Origin of the sequence: Streptomyces sp. NBC_00846 (assembly GCF_045207325.1) — a bacterium.
Taxonomy (GTDB): domain Bacteria; phylum Actinomycetota; class Actinomycetes; order Streptomycetales; family Streptomycetaceae; genus Streptomyces.
This window is the reverse complement of sequence record NZ_CP108846.1, coordinates 2,522,787-2,546,947: the sequence shown is the minus strand read 5'-3', so window position 1 is coordinate 2,546,947 and position 24,161 is coordinate 2,522,787. Positions and strand designations below refer to the sequence as shown.

21 protein-coding genes, 1 tRNA gene and 3 pseudogenes are annotated in these 24,161 nt (G+C 69.6%); 12 read left to right on the top strand and 13 right to left on the bottom strand.

Going from position 1 to position 24,161, the window contains the following annotated elements; genetic code table 11:
* Positions 1-29 precede the first annotated feature (29 nt).
* From OG936_RS11750 to OG936_RS11725, 6 genes are all read right to left on the bottom strand, one after another.
* Entirely contained in the window at positions 30-1,505 is a 1,476-nt protein-coding gene (locus OG936_RS11750; RefSeq protein ID WP_406494418.1) for an aldehyde dehydrogenase family protein, read from the bottom strand.
* Between the two features lie 83 nt (positions 1,506-1,588).
* Positions 1,589-2,152, bottom strand: coding sequence for an NADPH-dependent FMN reductase (locus OG936_RS11745; RefSeq protein WP_406494417.1), 564 nt, complete (start codon positions 2,150-2,152; stop codon positions 1,589-1,591).
* Positions 2,149-2,655, bottom strand: a complete 507-nt coding sequence (locus OG936_RS11740; RefSeq protein WP_406494415.1) for a flavin reductase family protein — start codon at positions 2,653-2,655, stop codon at positions 2,149-2,151. Before OG936_RS11740 ends, OG936_RS11745 begins: the two co-directional genes overlap by 4 nt.
* 27 nt (positions 2,656-2,682) lie before the next feature.
* Positions 2,683-3,825, bottom strand: a complete 1,143-nt coding sequence (locus OG936_RS11735) for an LLM class flavin-dependent oxidoreductase (RefSeq protein WP_406494413.1) — start codon at positions 3,823-3,825, stop codon at positions 2,683-2,685.
* A 672-nt stretch (positions 3,826-4,497) separates the two neighbouring features.
* On the bottom strand, positions 4,498-5,448 hold the full coding sequence (locus tag OG936_RS11730) for a transposase family protein (protein WP_406494412.1): 951 nt from the start codon (positions 5,446-5,448) through the stop codon (positions 4,498-4,500).
* Between the two features lie 58 nt (positions 5,449-5,506).
* Complete coding sequence (locus OG936_RS11725; RefSeq protein WP_406494410.1) at positions 5,507-6,040, bottom strand: GrpB family protein; 534 nt, start codon at positions 6,038-6,040, stop codon at positions 5,507-5,509.
* A 322-nt stretch (positions 6,041-6,362) separates the two neighbouring features.
* On the opposite strand from OG936_RS11725, the gene OG936_RS11720 reads away from it, so the two are divergent.
* The 6 genes and pseudogenes from OG936_RS11720 (at position 6,363) to OG936_RS11695 (ending at position 10,713) form a co-directional block, all read left to right on the top strand.
* The gene (locus tag OG936_RS11720; protein ID WP_406494409.1) at positions 6,363-7,991 is read left to right on the top strand and encodes an IS200/IS605 family accessory protein TnpB-related protein; all 1,629 of its coding nucleotides are present in this window, start codon (positions 6,363-6,365) and stop codon (positions 7,989-7,991) included.
* Positions 7,958-8,071: pseudogene (locus OG936_RS11715) on the top strand (hypothetical protein); the annotation flags it as partial. The gene OG936_RS11720 and the pseudogene OG936_RS11715, both read left to right, overlap by 34 nt.
* 28 nt (positions 8,072-8,099) lie before the next feature.
* A pseudogene (locus OG936_RS11710) lies at positions 8,100-8,282 on the top strand (sodium:solute symporter family protein); the annotation flags it as partial.
* A 141-nt stretch (positions 8,283-8,423) separates the two neighbouring features.
* Positions 8,424-8,759 (top strand): DUF6412 domain-containing protein, encoded by a 336-nt coding sequence (locus OG936_RS11705; protein ID WP_266746386.1) that lies wholly within the window; start codon positions 8,424-8,426, stop codon positions 8,757-8,759.
* 186 nt (positions 8,760-8,945) lie between these two features.
* Positions 8,946-9,749, top strand: coding sequence for a YidC/Oxa1 family membrane protein insertase (locus OG936_RS11700; protein WP_406494407.1), 804 nt, complete (start codon positions 8,946-8,948; stop codon positions 9,747-9,749).
* A 103-nt stretch (positions 9,750-9,852) separates the two neighbouring features.
* Complete coding sequence (locus OG936_RS11695; RefSeq protein WP_406494405.1) at positions 9,853-10,713, top strand: fumarylacetoacetate hydrolase family protein; 861 nt, start codon at positions 9,853-9,855, stop codon at positions 10,711-10,713.
* A 241-nt stretch (positions 10,714-10,954) separates the two neighbouring features.
* Here the strand turns inward: OG936_RS11695 and OG936_RS11690 are convergent, their stop codons facing one another.
* The gene (locus OG936_RS11690) at positions 10,955-11,434 is read right to left on the bottom strand and encodes a heme-degrading domain-containing protein (protein ID WP_406494403.1); all 480 of its coding nucleotides are present in this window, start codon (positions 11,432-11,434) and stop codon (positions 10,955-10,957) included.
* Positions 11,431-12,627: a Gfo/Idh/MocA family oxidoreductase gene (locus tag OG936_RS11685; RefSeq protein WP_406494402.1), complete on the bottom strand. Its 1,197-nt coding sequence runs from the start codon at positions 12,625-12,627 to the stop codon at positions 11,431-11,433. The genes OG936_RS11690 and OG936_RS11685 overlap by 4 nt, the downstream gene beginning before the upstream one ends.
* A gap of 68 nt (positions 12,628-12,695) precedes the next feature.
* On the opposite strand from OG936_RS11685, the gene OG936_RS11680 reads away from it, so the two are divergent.
* From OG936_RS11680 to OG936_RS11670, 3 genes and pseudogenes are all read left to right on the top strand, one after another.
* Positions 12,696-13,883 (top strand): ROK family protein, encoded by a 1,188-nt coding sequence (locus OG936_RS11680; RefSeq protein WP_406500405.1) that lies wholly within the window; start codon positions 12,696-12,698, stop codon positions 13,881-13,883.
* Between the two features lie 366 nt (positions 13,884-14,249).
* Positions 14,250-15,194, top strand: a complete 945-nt coding sequence (locus OG936_RS11675; RefSeq protein WP_406494400.1) for a hypothetical protein — start codon at positions 14,250-14,252, stop codon at positions 15,192-15,194.
* Positions 15,195-15,360: 166 nt separating this feature from the next.
* A pseudogene (locus OG936_RS11670) lies at positions 15,361-15,672 on the top strand (GntR family transcriptional regulator); the annotation flags it as partial.
* 116 nt (positions 15,673-15,788) lie between these two features.
* On the opposite strand, the gene OG936_RS11665 reads toward OG936_RS11670, so the two are convergent.
* Positions 15,789-16,568, bottom strand: a complete 780-nt coding sequence (locus tag OG936_RS11665) for an HAD-IIA family hydrolase (protein WP_406494399.1) — start codon at positions 16,566-16,568, stop codon at positions 15,789-15,791.
* Positions 16,569-16,822: 254 nt separating this feature from the next.
* On the opposite strand from OG936_RS11665, the gene OG936_RS11660 reads away from it, so the two are divergent.
* From OG936_RS11660 to OG936_RS11650, 3 genes are all read left to right on the top strand, one after another.
* A complete protein-coding gene (locus OG936_RS11660) occupies positions 16,823-17,392 on the top strand; it encodes a hypothetical protein (RefSeq protein ID WP_406494398.1) in 570 nt (189 codons plus the stop codon).
* 1 nt (position 17,393) lies between these two features.
* Positions 17,394-18,077, top strand: a complete 684-nt coding sequence (locus OG936_RS11655) for a class F sortase (RefSeq protein WP_383756727.1) — start codon at positions 17,394-17,396, stop codon at positions 18,075-18,077.
* A 284-nt stretch (positions 18,078-18,361) separates the two neighbouring features.
* Positions 18,362-19,414 (top strand): glycoside hydrolase family 6 protein, encoded by a 1,053-nt coding sequence (locus OG936_RS11650; protein ID WP_406500404.1) that lies wholly within the window; start codon positions 18,362-18,364, stop codon positions 19,412-19,414.
* Positions 19,415-19,535: 121 nt separating this feature from the next.
* Here OG936_RS11650 and OG936_RS11645 read toward each other — a convergent pair whose 3' ends face one another.
* The 4 genes from OG936_RS11645 to OG936_RS11630 all read right to left on the bottom strand — a co-directional run bounded on the left by OG936_RS11645 (position 19,536) and on the right by OG936_RS11630 (position 24,035).
* Entirely contained in the window at positions 19,536-21,473 is a 1,938-nt protein-coding gene (locus OG936_RS11645; RefSeq protein ID WP_406494396.1) for a galactose oxidase-like domain-containing protein, read from the bottom strand.
* Positions 21,470-23,404 (bottom strand): glycosyltransferase family 2 protein, encoded by a 1,935-nt coding sequence (locus OG936_RS11640; RefSeq protein ID WP_406494394.1) that lies wholly within the window; start codon positions 23,402-23,404, stop codon positions 21,470-21,472. Before OG936_RS11640 ends, OG936_RS11645 begins: the two co-directional genes overlap by 4 nt.
* Before the next feature lie 3 nt (positions 23,405-23,407).
* The gene (locus OG936_RS11635; RefSeq protein ID WP_406494392.1) at positions 23,408-23,536 is read right to left on the bottom strand and encodes a hypothetical protein; all 129 of its coding nucleotides are present in this window, start codon (positions 23,534-23,536) and stop codon (positions 23,408-23,410) included.
* Between the two features lie 425 nt (positions 23,537-23,961).
* Positions 23,962-24,035 (bottom strand) — tRNA-Lys (locus OG936_RS11630).
* Positions 24,036-24,161: the final 126 nt, after the last annotated feature.

Sequence of the window (24,161 nt, the reverse complement as noted above, 5' to 3'; positions counted from 1 at the left end):
TCGCACCATCGGCCCGTCACGGGGCTGGTTCACACCACCTGGACGATGTGCTTGTACTCCTGGAACTCCGTCAGCGCCCGGTTGCCGTTCAGCCGGCCGAGACCGCTCTGCTTGCAACCGCCCTCCTCGAACTGGTCGAGTACGACGGCCCAGCCGTTCGTCCATACCGTTCCCGCGTCCAGCGCGTCGGCGAGGCGCAATCCGCGTGCTCCGTCGGCGGTCCAGACCGATGCCGCGAGGCCGTACTGCGTGGCATTGGCCTTGCGCACCGCCTCCTCCTCCGAGGCGAAGGTCTCGAACGTGGCGACCGGGCCGAAGAGTTCCTTCTGGACGAGGGGCGAGTCGGTGTCCTGCACACCCAGCAGCGCCGGACGGTAGTAGGCCCCGCGGGCGAGGCTCTCGTCATCGGGACGACCACCGGGCACGATAACCTCGGCGTCGCCGCGCGATTCCTCGATCAGCGCCTCCAGCTTGTCCCGGCTCGCGATGTCGATCAGCGGGCCCATCTGCGAGTCCGGGGCGTCGCCCGGTCCGACCTTGACCCGGCTCAGGGCCTCCGCGAGCCTCGTCCGCACCTCATCGGCCACCGAGGACTGCACCAGCACCCGGCTGCCTGTCATGCAGAACTGGCCGCTGAACGTGGTGATCCCGGCGGAGATCGTCCCCACGGCCGCGTCGAGGTCTGCGTCCTCGAAGACGATCATGGGTGTCTTGCCGCCCAGTTCGAGGGAGAGCCGCTTCAGTGTCGGTCCGGCATCCGTCATGATCTGCCGACCCACGCCGGTGCTGCCCGTGTAGCTCAGGGCGGCCACATCGGGAGAGCTGACCAGCAGCTTCGCGCCCACGCTGCCGGATTCGTTGAACACATTGAGCACACCGGCGGGAAGCGAGGGGCAGTCCGCAAGAAGTTCGGTGAGCCGGGTGTTGACCAGGGCCGTCTGTGCGGACATCTTCATCACCACCGTGCAGCCGGCCGCGAGTGCAGGGGCGAAGGACCGTACCGACAGCACCACCGGGGAGTTCCACGGAACGATGACGCCCGCCACACCCACCGGCTCCGCCAGGAGAATGGAGTAGATACCCGGGCGCACCCGGCCACCGCTCCCGGAGTCGGTGAGGGCCTGCGCGGCGTAGTAGCGCAGCTTCGACGGCGTCAGGCTCAGCTCGAAGTGCGCCTCAGGAAGGGTCTTGCCGTTCTCCAGGGCGAGCAGGTGCGCGAGTTCGTCGGTCGTGGCCTCGACGCGGTCGGCCATCTCGTTGAGAACCTGGGCACGCAACGGGCGGTCGGTCCGCCACTGGTGGGTCGCGAAGGTGTCCTTGGCGACCCTGATGGCGTCCCGTACCTGCGCCTCCTCCACCTCGTAGTAGGTGCCGAGCGTCCGCCCGTCCGCCGGCGAGACCGAGTCGCCTGTCGTAGCCGAGGCGACCCACTCTCCGCCGATGTAGTGCTGGGCCGGGCCTGTCTCCTGGCCGAGGGACTTACTCTCTGCGACGTTACTGGTCACGTCGTTCCTTCCTTCTCATGTCGTCATTGACTGAAGGGCGATGTCCGGGTCGTGCGGCGAATTGGTGCCGCACCTCAGCCGCCTCAGCCGGCGGTCTTCCTCGCATATCGGACCGTCAGTGGGTCGGGGCCGAACCGTCGGCCGTTCAGGGACTCCGACAGCGTCACCACCTGATCGGTGAATTCGCCCAGGGCGGCGAGCACTTCGGCGTCCACCTCGTCCGTACGGAACGTCGAGTCCACGAAGAAGGCACTGTTGGGCGCGGTGAGCGCGCCGAACCAGCCGAGAATGTCGCGGAGGTGACGCTCGGCCGACAGAAAGTGATGCGGTGCCGCCGCGACGGTGAGAATGCCCACCGGCTTCGACCGCAGCGCCTCGTTCGGCAGCATGTCGATCAGGAGTTTGAGGGTTCCCGTGAGCGATCCGCGATAGACCGGTGAGGCCAGCACGACGGCGTCGGCCTCACCGATCAGTCCCACCGCGTCGTCGTCCCAGGCGGCCGCCACCGGGCTGGCATGGTCCCGGGGCCCGATCCGCTCCACGCTCCAACCGGGGTGGCGGTCGCGGACGCCCTTCTCCATCAGCCCGAGAGCCCGCGCCATCTTCCCCGGCGGCGTGGGACTTCCGTAGACGGTTACGAGTCTCATCCGGTTACCGCTTCCCTTATGCCGGATTCGAGGTACCTGCCTCGGTAGAACAGCAGCGGATCGTGTGCCGTACCGGCTTCCAGCCCGGTGACCGCGGCCACCACGACGTTGTGGTCACCGGCGTCGATCTCGTCGACCACGGAACACTCCACCCACGCCAGAGCGCCGCTGATGAGAGGAATTCCGGCCGGGGACGGCCGCCATTCGGTGCCGGCGAACCTGTCGACACCCGAACGTGCGAAGCGGTCGCCGATCGCCTGCTGGTCCGCAGCCAGCACACTGACTGCGAACAGTCCCGAACGCCTGATCCCCGGCCAGGTGGCCGACTCCTTCCGCACACACACCAGTACCAGGGGCGGGTCCAGAGAGAGCGCGGAGAACGATTGGCAGGTGAATCCGGCCGGACCTCCGCGATCGATCGACGTCACCACGGTGACCCCGGTGCAGAAATGGCCGAGGACGGTCTTGTAGTCCCGCACGTTCGTGCTGAATGAATTCTTCATTCCAAACCTCCCTGGTTCCCTGCCCCCTCAGCTCCGCAGGCCCGCTTCCTTCATGAGGGGAAGAACACGCTCACCGAAGTACTGGAGTTCCTCCACGTAGTCGAGGAATCCGATCATCATGCCGTCGACGCCCGCCTGTGAAAGGCCGGCCAACTGCTCGACGATCTGCTCCGGCGTACCGATCAGCGGATATCCGCCGTAGCCGAGGATGAACCGCTCCTGGAGAGCCTTGATCCTGTCGAACGAACCGCTCTCGCTCCCGAGCCCGCCCGAGACCATCTTGGCCACTTCCCAGTCACCCTTTTCGAGGATGTGGTCGAGGAGTGCCTTTGTCTCCTTCTCGGTGTCACGACAGATGATGTTGCCGTAACCGAGAATTCCCAGGTCCCGCTTGTGTGAATGAGCGATAGAACGCACCCTGGCTGCGGTGTCCTTCGCCTCGTCCGGGTCGGCGAAGGCGATGAAGTTGAAGTCGCATTCGCGTGCGCAGAACTCCAGACCGTCCGGCGAGTTACCGGCGTTCACCAGCACCGGGTACGGCTGCTGAATCGGCTTGGGGTCGGAGAAGGCATCCTTGATGTCGAAGAACTCACCCTGGAAGTTGACGCCTTCGCCCTCGGTCCACATGCGCTTGGCGATGGTGATCCACTCGGAGCCGTAGCGGTAGCGTGCGTCGTGCTCGCGCTGCGTTCCGCCGAACATCTCCATTTCGGCCTTGTACCAGCCCATGGTCATGTTGAGGCCGAAGCGCCCGTTGGAGATGTGGTCGACCGTGACCGACTCCTTCGCCGCGACGATGGGGTTCTTGGTCGGTACGTGGGTGGTCGAGAACACCATGATGTTCTCGGTTGCCTGGGCCAGGCCGGCCGCCCAGGTGTGGGTTTCGAAGTTCGAGCCGTTGAAATTGGTCTCGCCGCCCATGCCCCGGTACCTGGCGACCGGAAGCATTGCCTCGAAACCGATCCTGTCTGCGATCTGGGCGATCTTCTGAGTGTGCTGCCAGGAAAGCTCGTAGGACGACTCGGCGTGTGTCGCCATCAGCCCGTGACTGCAATTCGAGCCGAAGATTCCCAGCTTCATCTTGTTGTCGTTGAACATGGGGACACCGCTGGCACTGCGTGCCGCAACGAGTTCGTCGTAGGAAAGTCCGGGGGCGGTTCTGGTGCTCATATCGTCTCCTGCTTGCGTGGCCGCGACACCGTCTGGCGGCAAAGTCCGAAACACGTGATGACAAAGTAGGCAGATGCGCGCGCAAGGGCTATCCACAATGCGAAGGGGCGGAGGCCGACAAACGAAACACCGGGAAACGGTCGTGATGCCGGAGGGCATCGGCCTTCCGGTACGCGGACGTTCGACCGTGAGACGCCCCGTGATGTTTTTCGCGGTCCTGCAACGGGGGGCGCCGGCCTCCGGCCCCGGCACGGCTGTTGCCCTGCCTTCTTCATGGGTTCGAACCGGTCACTCGTTGGATCAGCGGAACCCAGGGGGTTCCGGGTATGGCTGTGACTGTTCCGCCGCCGGACGGCTCAGGAGGCTTGGCCACCCGGAACCCTGCGACGACTCGACCGCTGACCTCGGGCTTTCACGAGGGGCCTGTCCGGGGGGCCCACCGACGCTGGCTGAGGAACCGCCGCGCTGTGCCGGGGTCGCACCGTCACTCACCGTCAGGTCCGCGTCCCCAGGCGCGGCCCGCTCCCCCTCATTGCCGCCGCAGGGGCTTTACCTGCCCAGGGGACATAGTCACCTTTTCCGCGTGAACGCACCCCTGACACCAGCGAGCTAACGACTCGGTACACGATTGAGGTTGGAGCGTGCTGGCCTGACTGATCGGCTGGTGGGCGATCAGCAGGTGGTCCGGCGGGCGAGCACGAGTTCGGTGCTCGTGCATGGCCGGGAGGTCCTGCGGGCGGTGTGGTCGGAGACCAGTCCGGCGATGGCGGCATGTGTTTCGGCGTAGTACTCCCGGCGGCCGAGGTACCGCTGGAGCGGCCGCCATTTCTTCTCCTCGCTGATCGTGTGCTTCACGCAGATCCGTGCCGAAGACTGCCGTCGGCGTGCCTCGCGCCAGGCGTACCGCTCGCCCAGTGGTGCCTCGTCGTTCGGCTTGCGCGGCGGTGCTTGCACCTGCTGGGGGAAGTCATTGGCCAGGCCCCGGTAGCCCTCGTCGACCTTCGCCTTCACCTGCGGGTGCAACCGCAACTGCTCGGCGATGCCCTCGGTGCGCATGGCGGTCTGGTCGTGCATCCGGCCGGGCCGGTCGGCTCCGGACCACAGCAAACGCCCCGAGCCGTCGCCGATGGTCGTGGTCTTGGCGGTGTTCTGCTTCTTCTTGCCGGAGACGAACGCTTTGCGGCCGGGGCGCCCGGCCCTGGGACGGCGGACCTGGGTCTCGGTGCCATCGATCCGCAGCTCGACGCCTTCGGCTTCGGCATAGGCGAAGACATCGGCCAGAGTGCGCAGGCGGATGCCGGGCCGATCGGGGACGGCGAAGCCGCGGCCGGCGAGCAGCGGGCGGACCTCGTGGATGGCACGGGTGACGGTGGGACGGGTCACGCCGTACAACTCGGCGAGTGCCGCCTGCGGCAACTGCTGGCGCAGATAGACCACGGTGACCAGGACCCGGTCGGCGAAGACCAGTTTGTGGCCCGGCCCCGCGCCGACTCCCCGCTTGCGTTCTCCGCCCCTGCGCTCACGCAGAGCGGACTCGCACCGGGCCGTCCACGGACCGGCCAACTCCTCGATCAAACCGCCGAGATGTGCACGGTCAAGGCCGCAGAAGGCAGGATGGGACAAGGTCGCACGGGCTCGGTAATACGTCACAACATCACCAACCCGTACGGTCCGCCCCACGTCACGATGCGCCGGCGGCCCGAGCGGCGTAGGACTTCGCAACCAACTCCTCGACCAGAGCGCTCTTCGCCCTCGAGTAGTCCCGTCTGCCCTGGCTGTCGGCACGGAACCGCTGTGCGAGGGCCACCTTCAACGCGCTGTAGCGCTGGACCTCATCGGGCCGCTGACGCAGGTAATCACGGAGCAGGACGTGATCAAGGTGGGGCTTCGTGCCCGCGACCACGGCGTACAGATGATGTTCGAGAACCGAAGGAGAGGCCCGGAAAGCCGCACGTCCCAGAATCCCCAGATCGCCTTCATACCGGTAGCCCTGCCCGGCGAGCCGGGAGATCAACTCTGGCATGACGGCCTGCTTGGGCACCACGATGTCGAGGTCGATGATCGGCTTGGCGGCACATCCGGGCACGGCCGTACTGCCGACATGCTCGATGGACACAGCAAGATCCGCGACGTGAGGTGCCAGTCGTTGCCGTAGATCCTCAAACCACTCGGGCCATCTGGGGTCATAGTCACTGACCACGATCATGTCAGTCATATCGGCAGTCTCGCAGGAACGCCAGGACCCATCGCATCCCTCAGAGGACCCGGCTATCGCGTACCGAGTCGTAAGGTTCCCTGACGTGCTCAGACGACGTCCGCAGTTGTTGTGGTTGCTGGTCTCCTATGTGCTGTACCTGGGGGTTGTGAGCTGCTGTCGGTTTGCTGAGCTGAAGTGAGTTTTAGTGAGCAGGAGTGGGTCCTGTCGGCGGGTTCGCGGGGGTGGGAACGGGGGTTCTGGGGCCGAATGGGTGACCTTGGCGGCTGGTGCTCGTTGGGCTGGGTAGCGGGTGTCCGGTCTCGTGGGAGGGGGTGTTGTAGTGGGTGGTGTACGGGAGTTGGCCGCGCCCTTCGTGGCGCCCGGGCCTTGCGGGGTGGCGGTTCGGGACCGTCTCAAGCACCTCACCCCCCAGGACGAGAAGGTTCTGCGGGCAGTCGGTGAGCATCAGGGTGCGCTCGCTTCCCGTGACCTCAGGGCCCGTTGTGCGGATGGCCTGGAGCACAGCGCGGACACCTGGGCGTCGCGCAAGCGGGACCTGACCGCACAGTCGTCGTCGCGGATCGCGGGGGCGATCACCAAGGCCACGCATGATCAGTGGGCGCTGGCGCGCCGTTGTCAGGCGGCGCACATCCGGACGCTGGAGGCCGGGATCGGGATGCTGCGGCATCGCCTGTCCCTCCCGGTCGGCGCGAGGGGCACCAAGCGGGCAGCCGGTGGCTACCGTTCCAAGGGCGAGTGGTTCCACAAGTCCCGCCGTCTCGCGGCGTTGGAAGCGCGGCATGCTGCCGCGGTCCGTGACCGGCAGGCCGGACGCGTCCGGGTGGTGCGGGGCGGCAAACGCCTTCTCAACACTCGCCACCACCTCGCCGACGCCCACCTCACCGAGGAGCAGTGGCGGGAACGCTGGGAGGCGGAGCGCTGGTTTCTTGCTGCGGATGGCGAGTCGGGGAAGCGGTTCGGGAACGAGACGATCCGTGTCACCCCGGACGGCGAGGTCAGCATCAAGCTGCCTGCCCCGCTCGCGCACCTGGCCAACGCCAGGCACGGCCGGTACACCCTCGCCTCGACCGTGGCGTTTGCGCACCGGGGCATGGAGTGGGCCGACCGCATCACCGCGAACCGGGCCGTCGCCTACCGAATCCACCTCGACGTGGACCGTGGCCGCTGGTACCTCACCGCGTCCTGGCAACGCCCCGCCGTGAAGACCATCCCGCTGGAGACGGCCCGGGCCCGGGGTGTGATCGGCGTGGACACCAACGCCGACCACTTCGCCGCCTACCACCTCGACCGGCACGGCAATCCGGTCGGCGACCCGCGCCGCTTCCCCTACGACCTGTCCGGCACCACCGCTCACCGCGACGCACAGATCCGCCACGCACTGACCCGCCTGCTCCACTGGGCCAAGCAGGCCGGTGTTACCGCGATCGCCATCGAAGACCTCGACTTCACCACCGAGAAGACCCGCGAGAAGCACGGCCGCAAGAAACGGTTCCGGCAGCTCATCTCCGGCATCCCGACCGGAAAGCTCAAGGCCCGGCTGGTCTCCATGGCAGCCGAACAGGGTTTGGCGATCGTCGCGGTCGACCCCGCCTACACCTCGATGTGGGGTGCCCAGCACTGGCAGAAACCACTGGCCACCCCGCACCGCAGAATGTCCCGTCACGATGCCGCCGGCATCGCGATCGGACGACGCGCCCTCGGACACCCGGTCCGGCGTCGGACGGCACCGCCCCCACACGACCGGAGTGATCGTGCGGGGCATCGGACCGCCCAGGCCGGGCCAGGCACCCGAGGACGTGACGGAACCCGCCCACCCGCAACGGACCACGCCCCTGGAGGCGTGCCGCCGAACGGGACGCGAAAGCGGGGACCGAGTGCATCCAACACCGTTCGGGATGCGCCCAGTACACATCAGTGGGTCCAGGACTCACTCATGCACACTGGCTAGGAACGGTGCTGCCGTTCGTGAACCGGGTCTGTCCCGTCGTTCTCGGACTGCCGTTCCTCTTCGTGTGGCTGCTCGGGGCGACCCTGCTGACACCCGTCGCCGTATGGCGTGGCGCTCGGCGCCAACCTCGTCGTCGCGCTCGCCGTGACGTACGCGGGGCCGCGCGAACGCGACGAACGGCCGGACAGCGAGGTGCTCGCGCGGGACGAGACCGGGCCTCCGGAGGAGGACGCCGCGGCGGACGCGGAGGACACGGGGCTCAGCGGCGCTCTCACGGGGGCAGGACGCTGACCGTTGCCGTCGGCCGCCGCCGCGCGACTGCCGCGGCGGCCGGGGACCGAACGCCCCTCAGGGCTGATGGCCGTGCCGGACCCATCGTGTATAACGGCTGAAGAGCCGAACGCGCGAACGCATGGGAGAGGGGAGGGGCCGATGAGTGGTGACACGACGCGTCTGCGCGATGGCCTCGCCCGGTTGCTCCGCCCCGCCGGACTGCTGTTCTTCCTCGTGACCGAGGTCCTCCTCGCCGAAGGCGGCAGCCTTTCCGCCGCCGCCGTCGCGCTCGCCGCCACCGCGGCCGCCGGCTCGGCGCTCGTCGCCGCCTCGGTCGTCAGCGCCCGCTGCGCCGTCCCCGTACCCCGCACCCGGGTCCGTACGGCCATGCGCGACCGGGAGAAACGCACCGCGTTCCTGCCACAGAGAGACCCGGACGCCAAGGGCCGCAGACGCCCCCGAGCCCCCGGCCGCGCCCTTCCGACGGCCGCGTAGGGGTTCACAGCAGTACCGGAGTGCATGCGGTACCGGGGTTCACAGGAGTACCGGGACTCACCGCAGTACCCGGGCTCACCGCCGCAGTTCCCGTAGGTATCCCTGCCCGTAGGCACCCCCTCGCGGTTCGTCATGCCGAGTTCGTCCTCGCTTCCCGGCACGACGAGACCCCCGGAGGGCTCACCCATGTCCGTCTTCATGTCCGCATTCGCCGACCTGGTCGGCGCACTGGCCGATGTGCTGCACCCGCTCTTCCAGACCGCGTCCACCGCCGCCGCCATCGTCCTGTTCACGGCGCTCGTGCGGCTCGCCGTGCACCCCCTGTCGCGGGCCGCGGCGCGCGGGCAGAAGGCCCGCACCCGGCTCCAGCCGCAGATCGCCGAGCTGCGCAAGAAGCACGGAAAGAACCCCGAGCGGATGCAGAAGGCGCTCATGGAGCTGCACAAGGAGGAGAAGGTCTCACCGCTGTCCGGCTGCCTGCCCAGCCTGCTGCAGATGCCCGCCTTCTTCCTCCTCTACCACCTCTTCTCCAGCCAGAAGATCGGCGGCGCCCCCAACGCGCTCCTCGGCCACCAGCTCTTCGACGCCCCGCTCGGTGAGCGCTGGCACGACGCGCTCGCGCACGGCGGGCTGTTCGGGGCGCAGGGCCTGGTCTACCTCGGCCTGTTCGCGATCGTCGCCGTCGTGGCGACCTTCAACTTCCGGCGTACGAAGCGGCAGATGACCGCCAACCCCGTCACCCCGACCACCGGCCCCGACGGGCAGCCGGTCCCGGGTATGGGTACGATGACGAAGCTCATGCCCCTGATGTCCTTCGCCACCCTCTTCACCGTGTCCGTCGTACCGCTCGCCGCCGCGCTGTACGTCGTCACGAGCACGACCTGGACCGCGATCGAACGGGCCGTCCTCTACCGCGACATGTCGGCCGCGGGCACCGCCATGGCCACCGCGGTGCAACCGGGGCGGCGAGTGCGCCGGTCCAGTGTGTGAACAGGACCTTGCGGATTGATCGGATGTCTTGGACGATCAGACAAGCCTGCGATGGCCGCCACCCATCCGACGGGCTCGATCTCGATCAAGGGGAGAAACACCGTTGAAGCTGCTTCGTGTGGGTACGGCCGGCGCGGAACGACCGGCGCTGCTGGACGAGGACGGAACCCTGCGTGACCTGTCGGGGATCGTCACCGACATCGACGGCGCGCTGCTCGCCGACGAGTCCGCGCTCGCCCGGGTACGGGCCGCCGCGGCCACGCCCGGCGGACTGCCCGAGCTCGACGCCGACGGGCTGCGGGTCGGTCCGCCGCTCGCCCGGATCGGCAAGATCGTGTGCATCGGGCTGAACTACCACGACCACGCCGCCGAGACGGGCGCGCAGATCCCCGCCGAGCCGATCCTGTTCTTCAAGGCGCCGGACACCGTCATCGGGCCCGACGACACGGTGCTGGTGCCGCGCGGCAGCGTCAAGACCGACTGGGAGGTCGAGCTCGCGGTCGTCATCGGGCGCACCGCCCGGTACCTGGAGTCCGCCGAGGAGGGGCTCGCGCACGTCGCCGGCTATGCGACGGCGCACGACGTCTCCGAGCGCGAGTTCCAGATCGAGCGCGGCGGTACCTGGGACAAGGGGAAGAACTGCGAGACGTTCAACCCGCTGGGGCCGTGGCTGGTGACGGCGGACGAGATCGCCGATCCGCAGGCGCTGCCGATGAAGCTCTGGGTCAACGGTGAGCTGAAGCAGGACGGCACGACGGCCGACCAGATCTTCCCGGTGGGTGAGGTGGTCCGGTATCTCAGCCACTTCATGACGCTGTACCCGGGCGATGTGATCAACACCGGGACGCCGGCGGGGGTCGCCCTGGGGCGGCCCGAGCCCAAGCCGTACCTGCGGGCCGGGGATGTCGTGGAGCTGGAGATCGTCGGGCTGGGGCGGCAGCGGCAGGAACTGAAGGACGCGTAGCGGCGGCGGGGGTGGTGGCGGGGCCGGTTTGCCCGGGGCGTCCGGGTGGCCGGTTCGTCCTCAATCGCCGGACGGGCTGAAAGAGGTCCTCAATCGCCGGACGGGCTGGATTTGGCCGGCGTGGGCTTGATCGGCTGGTGTGGGCCCGAGGGTGAGGTCCTGGGGCGACCCATCGGAATGCCGAAGTAAAGGTCGGAGAGGTGGGGCGCTGTTCGAGCGGCGCCCCACCCCTCTTTTCGCGTCAAGCGCCGATCGTCGTCGCGAACACTTCCAGCGCCTCGACCACCAGGGCGTGGTCCTCCGCCTGGGGCAGGCCCGAGACCGTCACCGAGCCGATGACCCCCGCGCCCTCGACCGCGATCGGGAACGAACCGCCGTGCGCGGCATAAGCGTCCGGGTCCAGGCGCGAGGCGTCGTCGAACGTCGTGCCCTTCGCCCGGAACCGGGATCCGACCAGGTACGAGCTCTCGCCGAAGCGTTCCACGACCCGGCGCTTACGGTTGATCCAGGCGTCGTTGTCCGCGCTCGATCCCGGCAGCGCGGCATGGAACAGCTGCTGCGCGCCGCGTCGGATGTCGATCGCGATCGGGGCGTGCCTCTCCCGGGCCATCGCGACGAGCAGGCCGCCGAGCGCGTACGCGTCGTCGTAACTGAAATGCGGCAGCGTCAGTCGGCGCTCCTGGGCGATGAGCTCGGAGATGGTCGGAGCGGTGGGGTTCATACGGGCTGCTCCTCGGTGTCGGCGGAAGCGGACGGGGGTGCGGCGGGCAGGGTCACGGTGACCCCCTCGCGGGCCGAGCGGCGGGCGGCCTCCAGTACGTCCAGGGCCGCTGCGGCCTGGAGGGCGGTCACTGGATTGTCACCCTTTCCGAGCAGCGCGTCGGTGACCGCCGCGTAGTACGCGGGATAGTCGCCCGGCAGCGTAGGGACCGGGGCGCCGCCGCCCGTCAGCGGGGACTCGCCCGAACCGATCCGGCCCCACAGCTCCTCGGGCTCCTCGCCCCACGGCCGGCCCGCCGCCGGGCGTGCGCCCGCGCGCAGATCGGCCTCCTGCGGATCGAGGCCGTACTTCACGTAGCCGGCGGTCGAGCCGAGCACCCGGAAGCGCGGACCGAGCTGGGCCGCGGTGGCGCTGACGTACAGATGCGAGCGGACTCCGCCGGCATGGGTGATCGCGAGAAACGTGTCGTCGTCGGCGGCGGCGCCGGGGCGGCGTACGTCGGACTCCGCGTACACCCGCACCGCCGGTCCGAACAGCACGAGCGCCTGGTCGACGACATGGCTGCCCAGGTCGTACAGCAGCCCGCCGATCTCCCCCGGGTCGCCCGACTCGCGCCAGCCGCCCTTCGGCTGCGGGCGCCACCGCTCGAAACGGGACTCGAAGCGCTGCACGGTCCCCAGCTCGCCGTTCGCGACCAGGCTGGCGAGGGTGCGGAAGTCATTGTCCCAGCGGCGGTTCTGGAACACCGAGAGCAGCAGCCCGCGCTCCTCGGCGAGGGCCGCGAGCTCCCGCGCCTCGGCGGCCGTACCGGCGATCGGCTTGTCCACGACGACCGGCAGACCGGCCTCGATCGCGGCGGTCGCGATCGGGACATGGGTCCTGTTCGGCGAGGCGATCACGATCAGATCGAGCTCGTCCGCGCGCCCCCACAGCTCCTCCGACGACCCGGCGAACCGTACGTCCGGGAACTCGGTGCGCGCCTGCGCCCGCCGCTCCTCGCTCGACGTGACGACCGTGTCGAGGACGAGGCCCTCGGTCGCGGCGATCAGCGGGGCGTGGAAGACGGAACCCGCCAGGCCGTAGCCGACGAGTCCGACGCGCAGGGGGGTCCCGGACAGCCGAGGCGTCTTCGACGACAGAGGGGCCTCGGACAGTCCGTGCGTCTCGTGGGTCGCGTTGCCAGTCGTGGTCATGGCTGACACTTAAGCAACGCTGTTGTCAAAGTGCAAGCAACAGGGACAATGAGGCGGTGAACAGGAGTATGAGCGGCGCCAACCTGCCGACCCTGCGCAGCCACAACGCGGCGCTGGTGCTGGAGCTGTTGCGGGTGGCGGGCGAGCGCGGCATCAGCAGGCTCGAAATCGCCGAGCGCACGGGGCTCACGCCGCAGGCCGTCAGCAAGATCACCGCCCGGCTGCGGGCCGAGGGCCTGGCGACCGAGGCGGGCCACCGCGCCTCCACCGGAGGCAAGCCGCGCACCGTGCTGCGGCTGGTCCCGGACGCCGGCCACGCGATCGGCCTGCACCTGGACCGCGACGAGCTGACGGTGGTCCTGGTCGACCTGGCCGGCACGGTCGCCGAGAGCCGCACCGCCCCGCTGGACTTCGGCGCCCCTGCGGACGAGGTGCTCGCGACGGCGGCGTACGCGGTCGCGTCCGTGCGGGGCGGGGGTGTGGGGGCTGTCTCCGCCGCGCGGGATGTGGACGCCGGGTCGGTTTCGTCCGTGCGGGACGGGGGCGCGGGGGCTGTCTCCGCCGCGCGGCTCGCCGGCCGGCCGGTGCTCGGGGTCGGCGTCGCGGTGCCCGGGCCGCTCGACCACCGGGGCGGGGTGCTGCACCGCGTCACCGGGTTTCCGCAGTGGGACGGCTATCCGTTGCGGGACGCGCTCGCCGCGAGGACCGGGTTGCCCGTCGTCGTCGACAAGGACACCAACGCCGCCGCCCTCGGGCTCGCCGTGCGCGCGGCGGGCGCGGGCGACTTCGCGTATCTGCACCTCGGGACGGGGCTCGGTGCCGGGCTGGTCCTGGGCGGGGAGGTGCACCGCGGGGCGCGTACCGGGGCCGGTGAGTTCGGGCACCAGACCGTCCAGCTGGACGGGCCGGTGTGCGACTGCGGGGGGCGCGGCTGCATCGAGGCACTCTGTCTCGCCGCCGTCGCCCGCGGCGATGTCGCGGAGGCCGCCCGGGTGCTGGGAACCGGCGCCGCCAACCTCGTCGGGCTGCTCGACATCGACCGGGTGGTGCTCGGCGGCCGTACCGTCGCCGCCGATCCCGACGCGTACGTACGAGGCGTCCGCGCCGTGATCGACGAGCGCGCCCGGCTGGGCGGCGTCGACGCGCCGGTTCCGGTGACCGCCGCCGGGGGAGGGGACCGGCCGGTCGCGGAGGGGGCCGCGCAACTGGTCCTGGCCCCGCTGTTCGGGCGGGTCGCGGGCGCGGACGGGGGGTGAGCGGGGCGGGCGGGTCCCCCGGTTCTCCTTCGTGTTACCGGTGTCCGGCGTGCGCGGCCGACGGCGCGGGCCGCGGGGTGCGGGACTGGGCCGGGCGAGCGGTTCCCGGCGGCCGACCGGGCGGCCCTGCGGCATGTCGGTGCCGGGCGCCACGCGCGTGCGTGGCAGCGTCGCGGCCCAGAAACCGGTGAACTCCGGCGCACAGGCTGGGCGGGTGCTGAAGATCTTGGCCGGACCCGTGGCGGCCGGCGCGTGCGTCCCTTGCGCCTTGTGGCTGTACGCGCCGACTGCCGACCTCCGGTCCGGCCAAGGTCTTCAACACCCTCCCAGCCGACCGTTCCCGCGAGCAGCGAAGGGTGACCCCGCATGTCCCCGACACCACCCCCGTCGGCCACGCCGTCCGCACCCACTCCCGAGCCGAGTCCCGCGTCCGGCCCCGCGTCCGTCCCCCTGTCCGCCGCCGCCTCCCTTCCCGTGTCCGCCGCCCCCGCCCCTCCTCCCTCGCCGCACGCGTCCTCGTCCCCGCCTCCCGGCCGGACGCGGCACGGGCTCGCGCTCGGGCTGGCGGCGGCGAGCGTGGTCCCCGTGGTCCTCGGCGGCGCCTCCGCCGCATCCGCCGCCGCGCCTTCGGTCACCCCGGTCTCGAAGCCGGACGCCACCACCGCCGACCAGCAGCCCGACTGTGGTGATCCGGAGGCGAGCGACTTCCCGATCAGCACCCGCATCCGCGGTGGGCCCGACACCTACACACCCGGCGGCGGCTACGGAACCTGGTTCCTGGACCTGACCAACACCACCACCGAGTCGTGCCGGGCCATCCACCCCGTGCTGGTCCTCACCGACGAGAACCGGAAGCTGACCGCCGCCCAGATCCAGCTGGAGTTCGCCGAGCCCTCCCGTCCCGATGTGGAGCACCGGGTCAGCTGGGAGACCACCGACCAGGACGAACACATCGGCGTCTTCGGCGGCGACGGCGCCGACGACTTCGAGGGCTTCACCGTCCCAGCGGGTCATACCGTCACCGTCGAGGTCCGGATGGCGTTCACCTCCGACGCCGTCCCGGGCCGGATCACCGCCAGCGCGGCGATCGTCCAGCGCCGGCACGCGGCGAGCGGCGGGGCGGGGAAGGACGACGGGTCCTGGGTCGGCCAGTCCGACGACTACCCGTTCGCCGTCGTCGAGGACAGCACCGGTGACAGTGACAGTGACAGCGACGCGACGGCCGACACAGCCGATACGGGAGACATCGAAGGGACCGGAATCATCGGTGGGACCGGCGAGACCCCCGGTAAACGTGGCCCCCAGTACTAATGAGACTCCCGGTACGAACGTGGCCCCCACCACCAACGTGGCCCCGACCACCAACGTGGCCCCGACCACCAACGTGGCCCCGACCACCAACGTGGCCCCCACCACCGGCGACACCCCCCGCCCGTTCGCACCCGGCCGGACCCGGACAGGGGGCGACCTCCCCGAACTGGCCCATACCGGCTCGGCCACCTCCGGCATCCCGGAGCACGGCCGCATCCCCAAGTACTACGCCGTCAAGGCTCATGTCGCCGTCCTCATAGACGAGTTGGGCGAGGGGGGCCTGCTGCCCACCAAACGCGATCTCGCCGAGCGCTACGAAGTCTCGCGCGAGACGGTGCGCCAGGCCCTGCGCGACCGGCTCTCGATCCCCTTCGGCGATGCGGACGAGCGGATCGAGACCGTGCTCGCGACACCGCGCGAGGCGCTGCTCATCGGTACGCCGCCCGCCCTGCCCATGCTGCTGATCCACCGGATCTCGCATGCTTTCCTCGGCCACCGGCAGCTGACGGGCGGCTCACGTCGGTGGCCCGGCACTCCACCGCGGGGCGGAGTGCCGGGCCACCGGTCCCGGGCCATCGGCCGGGCAGCCGTCGCTCAGACGAGGTCGACGAGGTCCGCGATCGAGTTCACGACGTTGGTCGGCCGGTACGGGTAGCGCTCGATCTCACCCCTGCTCGTCAGCCCGGTGAGCACCAGGAACGTTTCCATCCCGGCTTCCAGCCCGGCCAGCACATCCGTGTCCATCCGGTCGCCGATCATGGCGGACGTCTCGGAGTGTGCACCCAGGGTGTTCAGCGCACTGCGCATCATCAGCGGGTTGGGCTTGCCGACGAAGTACGGCTCCTTGCCGGTCGCCTTCGTGATCAGCGCGGCGACGGAGCCCGTGGCCGGCAGTGCCCCCTCGAGGGAGGGCCCGGTGTTGTCGGGGTTGGTGGCAATGAAGCGGGCACCGTTGTTGATCAGCCGGATGGCCTTCGTCAGCGCCTCGAACGAGTACGTCCGGGTCTCGCCCAGGATCACGAAATCGGGCTCGTGGTCGGTGAGAACGTACCCGGCATCGTGCAGGGCGGTGGTCAGCCCCGCCTCACCGATCACATAGGCGGTGCCACCGGGGTGCTGATTGTCCAAGAACGTGGCGGTGGCCAGGGCCGAGGTCCAGATGTTCTCGACCGGCACTTCGAGACCGATCCGGTTGAGCCGCACATGAAGGTCCCGCGCGGTGTAGATCGAGTTGTTCGTCAGCACCAGGAACGGCTTGCCCGAATCGCGGAGCTTCCTGATGAAGGCGTCCGCACCGGGGATCGGCACACCCTCATGCATCAGCACGCCGTCCATGTCGGTGAGCCACGATTCGATGGGCTTCTGATCTGTCATGGGTGCGGCTCCTGCCGAACGAGGACTTACGGGATGACCATGCTATTCACTCACCACTTCCACGGCCCGGACGTCTCGTAGCCCGGACGTCCCATAGGCCGTCCCCGCCGACGTGGGCCGTCTCCGCCGACGTGGGCCGAGCCCGGCGGAGCGCGCCGTCCGAGGGGGCGTGGCAGGGGGACCGGGCCGTCATCCGCGCTCCTGCGGATGCGAAAAGTCCGAGGAGGCGTGAACCTACATTGAGGAGGTTCACGATGCGTTCCATACCCCTCACGTTCTGTGCCGCCGCGGTCGTCGCGGCGGCCCTGGTGCCGGCTTCCGCCGCACTGGCCGACTCCGATACCGGGACCGACCGGGGGGCGGGCTCGGGCTCCCGTACCGCTCTCTCGGTGTCCCCGCCCTCCCTCGCCCCGGGCGGCGCGGTGGATCTGCGGCTGGACAGCTGCGGGGGCAAAGAGGCCAAGGGCAACTCCGACGCGTTCGTCTCCGAGGCGCGCTTCTCGCCCGCCGCGGACGGGGGCCTCTTCGCGGCGGCCCGGATCAGCACGGACGCCTCCCCGGGCGATCACGAGATCCAGGTCGTGTGCACGGACGACAAGGGCATCAAGGTTTCCGGCACGGTCACGGTCGTCGGCCGAGGCCAGGCCTCGCCCCTCGCCCCGGTCCGCGCGGGAGGCGGCGGCACCGCCGCGCGCACCGACCGGGAAGCCCATCGGGAGGGCCCCGGCATCGTGCACGCGGTGATCGGGCTGGTCCTGGCCGCCGTCGCGGCCGTCGCCGTAGGGTTCCGCAGCGCGCGCCGTCGCCGTCAGGCCGCGGACTGACATGCCCACCCCCGACCGCCCCGAGGGCCACGGACGACTGCTCACCGGAGTGGCCTGGGCCGTCCTGCTGATGGGCCTGTGGCTCTGGGGCCGCGACATCACCGACGGCTCCGGCGCCAGCTCCGCCCCGACCACCGGCGACATTGCCGCGGTCGGGCGCCCCTTCGGCGTTCCGCTGCCCGCACCGCACGACCCGATCAAGGGCGCGGTGCCGGAGCGGGTCGAGATCCCGTCGATCGGCATCAAGGCACCGGTGGTCGCCCGCGGCCTGGACAAGGAAGGGGCGATCGAACCGCCGCCGTTCGACACGCCCCAGACCGTCGGCTGGTACGGAAACGGCACCGAGCCCGGCGCGAAGGGCCCCGCGCTCTTCGTCGGCCACGTCGACACCGAGACCAGGCCGGCCGTCTTCTACGCGCTGAGCGCTGCCCGCCCCGGCGCCAAGGTCGAGGTGACCCGAGCGGACGGCACGGTCGCCGAATTCACCGTCGACGACGTCCAGGTCTTCACCCGGGAACGCTTCAACGCCGACAAGGCCTACGGCCCCCGCAGGAACGGCCGCGCGGAACTCCGCCTGATCACCTGCGGCGGCGCCTACGACCGGGCCTCGCACTCGTACGACGCGAACGTGGTCGTCTCGGCCTACCTGACCGGCGAGAAGTCCGGGAGCGGCGACCGGGCCTGACGCCGCCGGTATCCGGTCCGGCCGGCACCTTTTCCCCGGGGTGCCGGCCGGACCGGTCCTCGACCGCGGCACGCGGGGCTGCGGGAGTAGCCCGGCGCCGACACGGGAGGCCAGGGGGTGGACCGTGCCCGTCACTTTAGGTCGATGAACGGCCGTGGCCCAGAGGGTGTCTGACGTACCGTCCAGAACCGGTCACTCTCGGCTTCCGGCCAAGTGGACAGAAGCCCTGTGCCAGGATGAAGGGGACGCGGCAGTGCACCGCCGCCGCACCCGAGGGGGAGTGGATGTACGGCAGTTGCAACGGCCGGTCGGGCATGAGGCGGGCAGGAGCGGGCGTGGGTGTGGGAGCCGTTGCCGGAGCCGTGCTGCTGCTCACGGGATGTTCCTCCCCGTCCGACTCCGACGGTGCGGGAATCAACGGTGCGGGAAAGGGTGGTGCCACCGGCCGGCATCCCGAGGCCGGTGCCCCGTACTGGGTCAATCCGGATGGCAACGCGGCCCGCCAGGTCGCCGCGTACACCGCGGACGGGGACGGGAAGGCCGCCGGCCTGATCGAGAAGATCGCGCGGCAGCCCGTCGGGGAGTGGATCGGCCCGGAGCGTCCCGAGGCCGAGGCGAAGGGCTTCACGGAGGCCGCCGCGAAGGCGGACCGGCAAGCGCTGCTCGTCCTCTACAACATCCCGCACCGCGACTGCGGACAGTTCTCCAAGGGCGGCGCCGCCGACGGCGACGCGTACCGGACCTGGCTGGAGGGCGTCGCCAAGGGCATCGGCGACCGGCGCGCCACCGTGATCCTGGAGCCGGACGCGCTGCTGCACATGGTCGACGGGTGCACGCCGCGGGAGTTCCACGAAGAGCGGTACGACCTGCTGAAGGGGGCGGTGGAGCGGCTGAAGCAGCAGCCGAACACCCGCGTCTACGTGGACGCGGGGAACGCCGGCTGGCGCACCCCCGACGCGCTCTTCCGGCCGCTGTGGCGGGCGGGCATCGGGGCGGCCGACGGCTTCGCGGTCAATGTCTCCAACTTCCAGACCACGGCGGCCAGTACGGACTTCGGCAAGCGGCTCTCGGCGAAGGTCGGCGACAAGCCGTTCGTCATCGACACCAGCCGCAACGGCAACGGCCCGTACCACGCGGGCGCGCCCGAGGAGAACTGGTGCAACCCGCCCGGCCGTGCGCTCGGCGAGACGCCGACGACCGACACGGGCGACGCACGGGTCGACGCGTACCTCTGGGTCAAGCGGCCCGGCGAATCCGACGGCAACTGCAAGGGCGGTCCGAAGGCGGGCGACTGGTGGCCCGCATACGCGCTGGGCCTGGCCCGGGCGACGAAATAGGGTGCGGGGCGCCCGGAACGACCGGACGCCCCGCACCGGGGACCCGCCCCGCACCGGGGACCCGCCCCGCACCGGGGACCCGCCCCGCACCGGGGACCCATACCTCCCCGGGGACCCATACCTACGGAATCTCGACCCACTTCCCCTCGGACGGCGTCCCCCTGTCGTCCGTCACGAACAGCATGTACCACCCCGACGGCACCAACGCCCGGTTACCCGGCACCGTCACCGCGATCCCGCCCGCCGTCCGCTTCAGGCTCAGCGCCACCGACCGCTGGTCGGTGTCCGTGACATGGGTGACCGCACCGGGCCGCATCAGCCTCGCCGAGGTGATCCGCGGTCCCCGCGCCGTCGTGAACACGCCCGTACCGCCGCGCCGGATGCTCTGCGGGCCGCCCGTCAGTTCCGGCCGCGCGTCGCGGTAGAGATACGGCGGGGTGTAGATCTCGATGCGCTGCTCGAAGACGCCCGGCCGGGTGTTCGCGCGGTCCGCGTAGAGCGAGTCCGAGCCGAAGATCATGACCCGCCCGTCGGGAAGGAGTACGGACCCCGAGTGGTAGTTGCGGCCCACCGCCGGATCGGCGACCCGCCGGTACGTGTCGGTCCTCGGGTCGTACAGCCGGGCCTGGAGCACGTTCGACCCGCCGCGCCCCCGGTAGTCGCGAGAGCCCCCGGTGACCAGCAGCGAGTCGTCGGGGAGCAGGGAGGCGCTCGGGTAACGGGTGCCCTCCGTCAGGGCGGCGCCGTCCCGGAATCTCGGGGCCGGGTCCTTCAGGTCGACCAGGCGTGACTTCGCGCTCGACCGGCTGGACTCGCCGACCCCGCCACCGCCGATGACCATGAACTTCTCGTCCTGGGCCGGGGGCAGCCGTACCGTCGCCGAGGTCTCCATCGCGTCGGCGTCGCTCAGGCCGGGGATCTTCCGGAAGCTGTTCGTCGCCAGGTCCCAGACGCCGGGCTCGCGGCCCACATCGGCGGGGCCGTATCCGGCGTTCGAACCGGAGTAGAAGAGCCTGCCGTCGGTCAGCAGGAAGACGGCGGGGTACGTGGGGAACTTCCGGATGAGGCCGGTGTACTGCCACTTCCTGGTCTTCGGGTCGTAGACCTCGTCCTTGCCGGGGACGATCTGCCCGATCTCGTCCAGCCCGGAGAAGGCGAGGACCCTGCCGTCCGCCAGGGTGGTCAGCGTCGGGTACCAGCGTGCCTCGTTCATCGGGTCGACGGTGATGTACTTCTCCGCCACCGGATCGAACTCGAAGGCTTCCCGGATGCCCTGGAAGTCCTTCTTGTCGAGGGCGAGCTTCTGTGCGATTCCGTAGACGTTCCGGCTGTCGGAGCCGGTCAGGCCCGCGATCCGGTAGTTGTCCTCGGCGCCCGTCTCGTACCGCGCACCGGATTTCTCCGCCTCGACGTAGATCCGGCCGAGGCCGGCGTCGTTGCGCAGGAACGCGCCGGTCCTCCGGTCGAAGACCTTGGTGGCGCGCTCGACCAGCACCGGATCCTTGGAGACGAACGTCCTGCCGTTCGCACGGCCCTTGAACCGGGTGCCCGCGGGCAGGGTGACGGGCTTGTCCGGGTCCTCGTTGTGGACGATCATCAGGCCGCCGGCCTTGGTGACGTCGCCCTCGAGCTTCTCGTAACGTCTGGTGCCGCCGGCTATGAGCAGCTTGCCGTCGGGCAGCTGGGTGTGGCCCGAGCAGAACATGTCCTTGGGCGTGGGTATGTTCGTGAACCTGTTGGTCCTCGGGTCCCACAGCACCGACCGGAAGCTCTTGGCGTCGAAGTTCTTCCGGTTGTTGCCGGAGCCGGCGACGAGCAGCACCTTGCCGGTGTGCAGCAGCGCCGCGTGGATCGTGTTGATCCGGTACGTGGAAGGGATGTCCAGGAAGTCCCAGTGGCCGTTCGCGGCTTTGTAGTCCGGCTTGTTGATCTTGTACGTGTGATAGTGCTCGGTGCCGAAGCGGTACACCCACGGCCCGTTCGTTCCTGAGAGCGCCAGAATCGCCACCGTACCGATCGCCAGGCGGCGGGTACGAAGGCTCGGACGGTACGTCTTCATCGTTCACGTCCCCCAAGAGCGGTCTGCATGGTCTGTTCGGCGCCGGCTCGCTCGTCATCAACCCGCTCGGCAGCAGCCAGCTCGGCGTCGGCCCGCACGTGGGCCGGCCGCGGGAGCGGCCCGATACGGCGCTTCCGCTTCTCCGCCCGGACGGCGTACCGCCAGCAGAGGATCGGCGCCGCGCTGATCAGCAGCGCCATGGCGGCCCAGGTGAGCATCGCCGGATGGCTGTGCCGGAGAACGAAGGAGGCGGCGATCGAACCGCCGAAGACCAGGATGAAGAAGAGGTGGATCCGGAAGGTGCCGAAGAGGGTGTCCGGACTGGAGGAGTCGCCCTTGGGAGTCACCACGAACGAACTCCTGCGGCGCAGCACCGCGTCGAGCAGCGAGCGGGCGTAGACCGGTGCGGAGAGCGCGGACATCATCATGCCGGCCAGCCCACCGGAGCCCTCGGGCTCGTGCGGCGAGACATTGTGCCGCCGGTTCCAGACGTACAGGCCGATCTGGAGCGCCGAGGCGTTGCCGTACAGCATCATCCAGACCGTCGGATCGATCTGCACGCCCGAGGCGCCCATCCCCAGGAACAGCACACAACTCAGCGCCGCGAGTATCCAGTTCAGTGCGGACATCGGGTAGAAGATGATCATCATGGTGTAGTTGAGGAGCTTGCCCGCGGGGAGCGAGAAGAAGCCCTTCCAGTACTGCTTGAGGATCGTCTCGTACGTCCCCCGCGACCAGCGCAGCTGCTGGGTGAAGAAGTCCGTCCACGCGGTCGGGCCCTCGCCGACGGCCAGCACATCGGGGGTGTAGACCGAGCGCCACTTGCGGCCGGTGCGCGGATTGCGCGCGCGGTGCATCTCGAAGCCGGTCGCCATGTCCTCGGTGATCGAGTCGTACAGACCGCCGATCTGTTTGAGGGCACGGATCCGCACCGCGTTGCTGGTGCCGACGAACATCGGGGCGCCGTAGCGGTTGCCCGCGCGCTGGATCAGCGCGTGGAAGAGGAACTGCTGGGACTCGGCGGCCTTCGTGACGAACGAGTCGTAGTTGCCGTAGACCTGCGGGCCGATGACGAAGCCGACGTCCGGGTCGCGGAAGTAGCCGAGCATCCGCTCCAGGTAGTTGGGCAGCGGTACGTGATCGGTGTCGACGGAGGCGAAGAAGTCGTACGCGTCGCCGTGCGCGTCCAGCCAGGCGTTGTAGTTGCCGTGCTTGGTCTTCGCCCGGTGCGGGCCCGCGGCCCGGTTCCAGTGCGGCACGCCCTTGCGGGAGAAGTGGTGCACCCCGAGCCGGGCGCAGACCTCCTTCACCGCCGGGTCGTCGCCCTCGTCGAGCAGCCAGACGTGCAGCAGCCCGCGGTGCCGGACGCGGACCGCCGCTTCGAGGGTCCTCGTCACCATCGCCAGGGGCTCTTTGCCCGGGACGAAGGAGGTGAGGAAGGCGACCCTGGTGCCGGTCTCCGGGACGACCGGGACCGGGTCGCGGGCGACCAGCGTCGCGTGTGCGTTCGACATGACGTTCAGCGTGCGGAAGAGCTCGATCAGGCCGATCGAGACCAGCATCACGATGTCGAGGACCAGCAGGGTGTCATTCTTGAGGTTCGGGTCGCGCCGCGTCCAATGATCGGGCTGCATCAGCCAGGCGAACAGCCCGAGTGAGACGAGAGGCGCGGCGCCCAGCAGGAGCGCCGCGCGTATTCTGTGCGGCTCCTGGGCGAGCAGCGAGCGGTACCGCACCCGGTACGGCGTGTCCGGACCGGGCCGGGTCAGCGGGCCCGCGAGCCGGCTGTAGTGCTCGTAGTCGTAGCGCGGCACGGCGTCGGCCGGGTGGCTCCGTTGTTCCCCGGGCGTCGGCTGTGCCGGCATCCGGAGCCGGGCGGTCCGGGACGGGTCGTCGTTGTGCTGCCGGGCGCCTGTCGGCGTCGACGTCATGGGTCATCCCCCTGCACGCGTGGTCAGTGCGTGAATGGTGAGTGTGTGATTGGTCGTCGTCTCGGCCACGGCGATTCCCCCGTCGGTCGCCGTGAACGACTCGAAGGCGGGCACGGACTTCCGCTCAGACACGGAACAGCACCCTTCCGGCTGTCTGATGCCTTCCCGGCACCTGTCCCCGAGCGGGGCCCCCACTCCGCGTAGCGGACAACCGGAACTTCCCCCTGCTTCCCCTCTTCATCCCCCAACTGCAAAGCGCATCAGCCTGGTTGGCGCCGATGACCTTTAGACAGGTTGTCCGACTACGGTCCCGTTCGCAAGGGTAAAACGGGTGGGTTGCCAGTCATATGTGCGATTTGCGAATCCCTTGCGGAGGGGGCGCGCGGGGGCGTATGTGAGAGGTTTTCGAACCGCTGGGTAATCGAATGGTGACCGTGTGTCGCTTGCGAGTCGTCTGTGCGCCCGCGAAAGCGGAGGTGCGGGGGGAGGGTTCGGGGATTGGCTTCGAGGAACGAGCAAGACCCCCTCACGCGTGGTGAGGGGGTCTTGACTCTGCGTGCGCCGCCAGGGACTCGAACCCCGGACCCGCTGATTAAGAGTCAGCTGCTCTAACCAACTGAGCTAGCGGCGCCTGCTGACCTGAAGAACTCTACCCGAATGTGGGGTGTGCTCCTGACCATTTCCCGACCATCACGGCCTGTCGGATGGTCGTTTTTTCTGATCTGTCAGTCAAAATGCCATATGTCAGGAGAGTTGA

What these genes read in the sequence shown, in the direction of transcription:
- OG936_RS11645 (WP_406494396.1), bottom strand. Translation starts at nt 21,473, where the DNA reads ATGAAGACGTACCGTCCGAGCCTTCGTACCCGCCGCCTGGCGATCGGT.
- OG936_RS11665 (WP_406494399.1), bottom strand. Translation starts at nt 16,568, where the DNA reads ATGACAGATCAGAAGCCCATCGAATCGTGGCTCACCGACATGGACGGC.
- OG936_RS11640 (WP_406494394.1), bottom strand. Translation starts at nt 23,404, where the DNA reads ATGACGTCGACGCCGACAGGCGCCCGGCAGCACAACGACGACCCGTCC.
- OG936_RS11700 (WP_406494407.1), top strand. Translation starts at nt 8,946, where the DNA reads ATGTCCGTCTTCATGTCCGCATTCGCCGACCTGGTCGGCGCACTGGCC.
- OG936_RS11725 (WP_406494410.1), bottom strand. Translation starts at nt 6,040, where the DNA reads ATGACTGACATGATCGTGGTCAGTGACTATGACCCCAGATGGCCCGAG.
- OG936_RS11650 (WP_406500404.1), top strand. Translation starts at nt 18,362, where the DNA reads ATGTACGGCAGTTGCAACGGCCGGTCGGGCATGAGGCGGGCAGGAGCG.
- OG936_RS11675 (WP_406494400.1), top strand. Translation starts at nt 14,250, where the DNA reads ATGTCCCCGACACCACCCCCGTCGGCCACGCCGTCCGCACCCACTCCC.
- OG936_RS11660 (WP_406494398.1), top strand. Translation starts at nt 16,823, where the DNA reads ATGCGTTCCATACCCCTCACGTTCTGTGCCGCCGCGGTCGTCGCGGCG.
- OG936_RS11705 (WP_266746386.1), top strand. Translation starts at nt 8,424, where the DNA reads ATGAGTGGTGACACGACGCGTCTGCGCGATGGCCTCGCCCGGTTGCTC.
- OG936_RS11690 (WP_406494403.1), bottom strand. Translation starts at nt 11,434, where the DNA reads ATGAACCCCACCGCTCCGACCATCTCCGAGCTCATCGCCCAGGAGCGC.
- OG936_RS11685 (WP_406494402.1), bottom strand. Translation starts at nt 12,627, where the DNA reads ATGACCACGACTGGCAACGCGACCCACGAGACGCACGGACTGTCCGAG.
- OG936_RS11655 (WP_383756727.1), top strand. Translation starts at nt 17,394, where the DNA reads ATGCCCACCCCCGACCGCCCCGAGGGCCACGGACGACTGCTCACCGGA.
- OG936_RS11680 (WP_406500405.1), top strand. Translation starts at nt 12,696, where the DNA reads ATGAGCGGCGCCAACCTGCCGACCCTGCGCAGCCACAACGCGGCGCTG.
- OG936_RS11740 (WP_406494415.1), bottom strand. Translation starts at nt 2,655, where the DNA reads ATGAAGAATTCATTCAGCACGAACGTGCGGGACTACAAGACCGTCCTC.
- OG936_RS11735 (WP_406494413.1), bottom strand. Translation starts at nt 3,825, where the DNA reads ATGAGCACCAGAACCGCCCCCGGACTTTCCTACGACGAACTCGTTGCG.
- OG936_RS11745 (WP_406494417.1), bottom strand. Translation starts at nt 2,152, where the DNA reads ATGAGACTCGTAACCGTCTACGGAAGTCCCACGCCGCCGGGGAAGATG.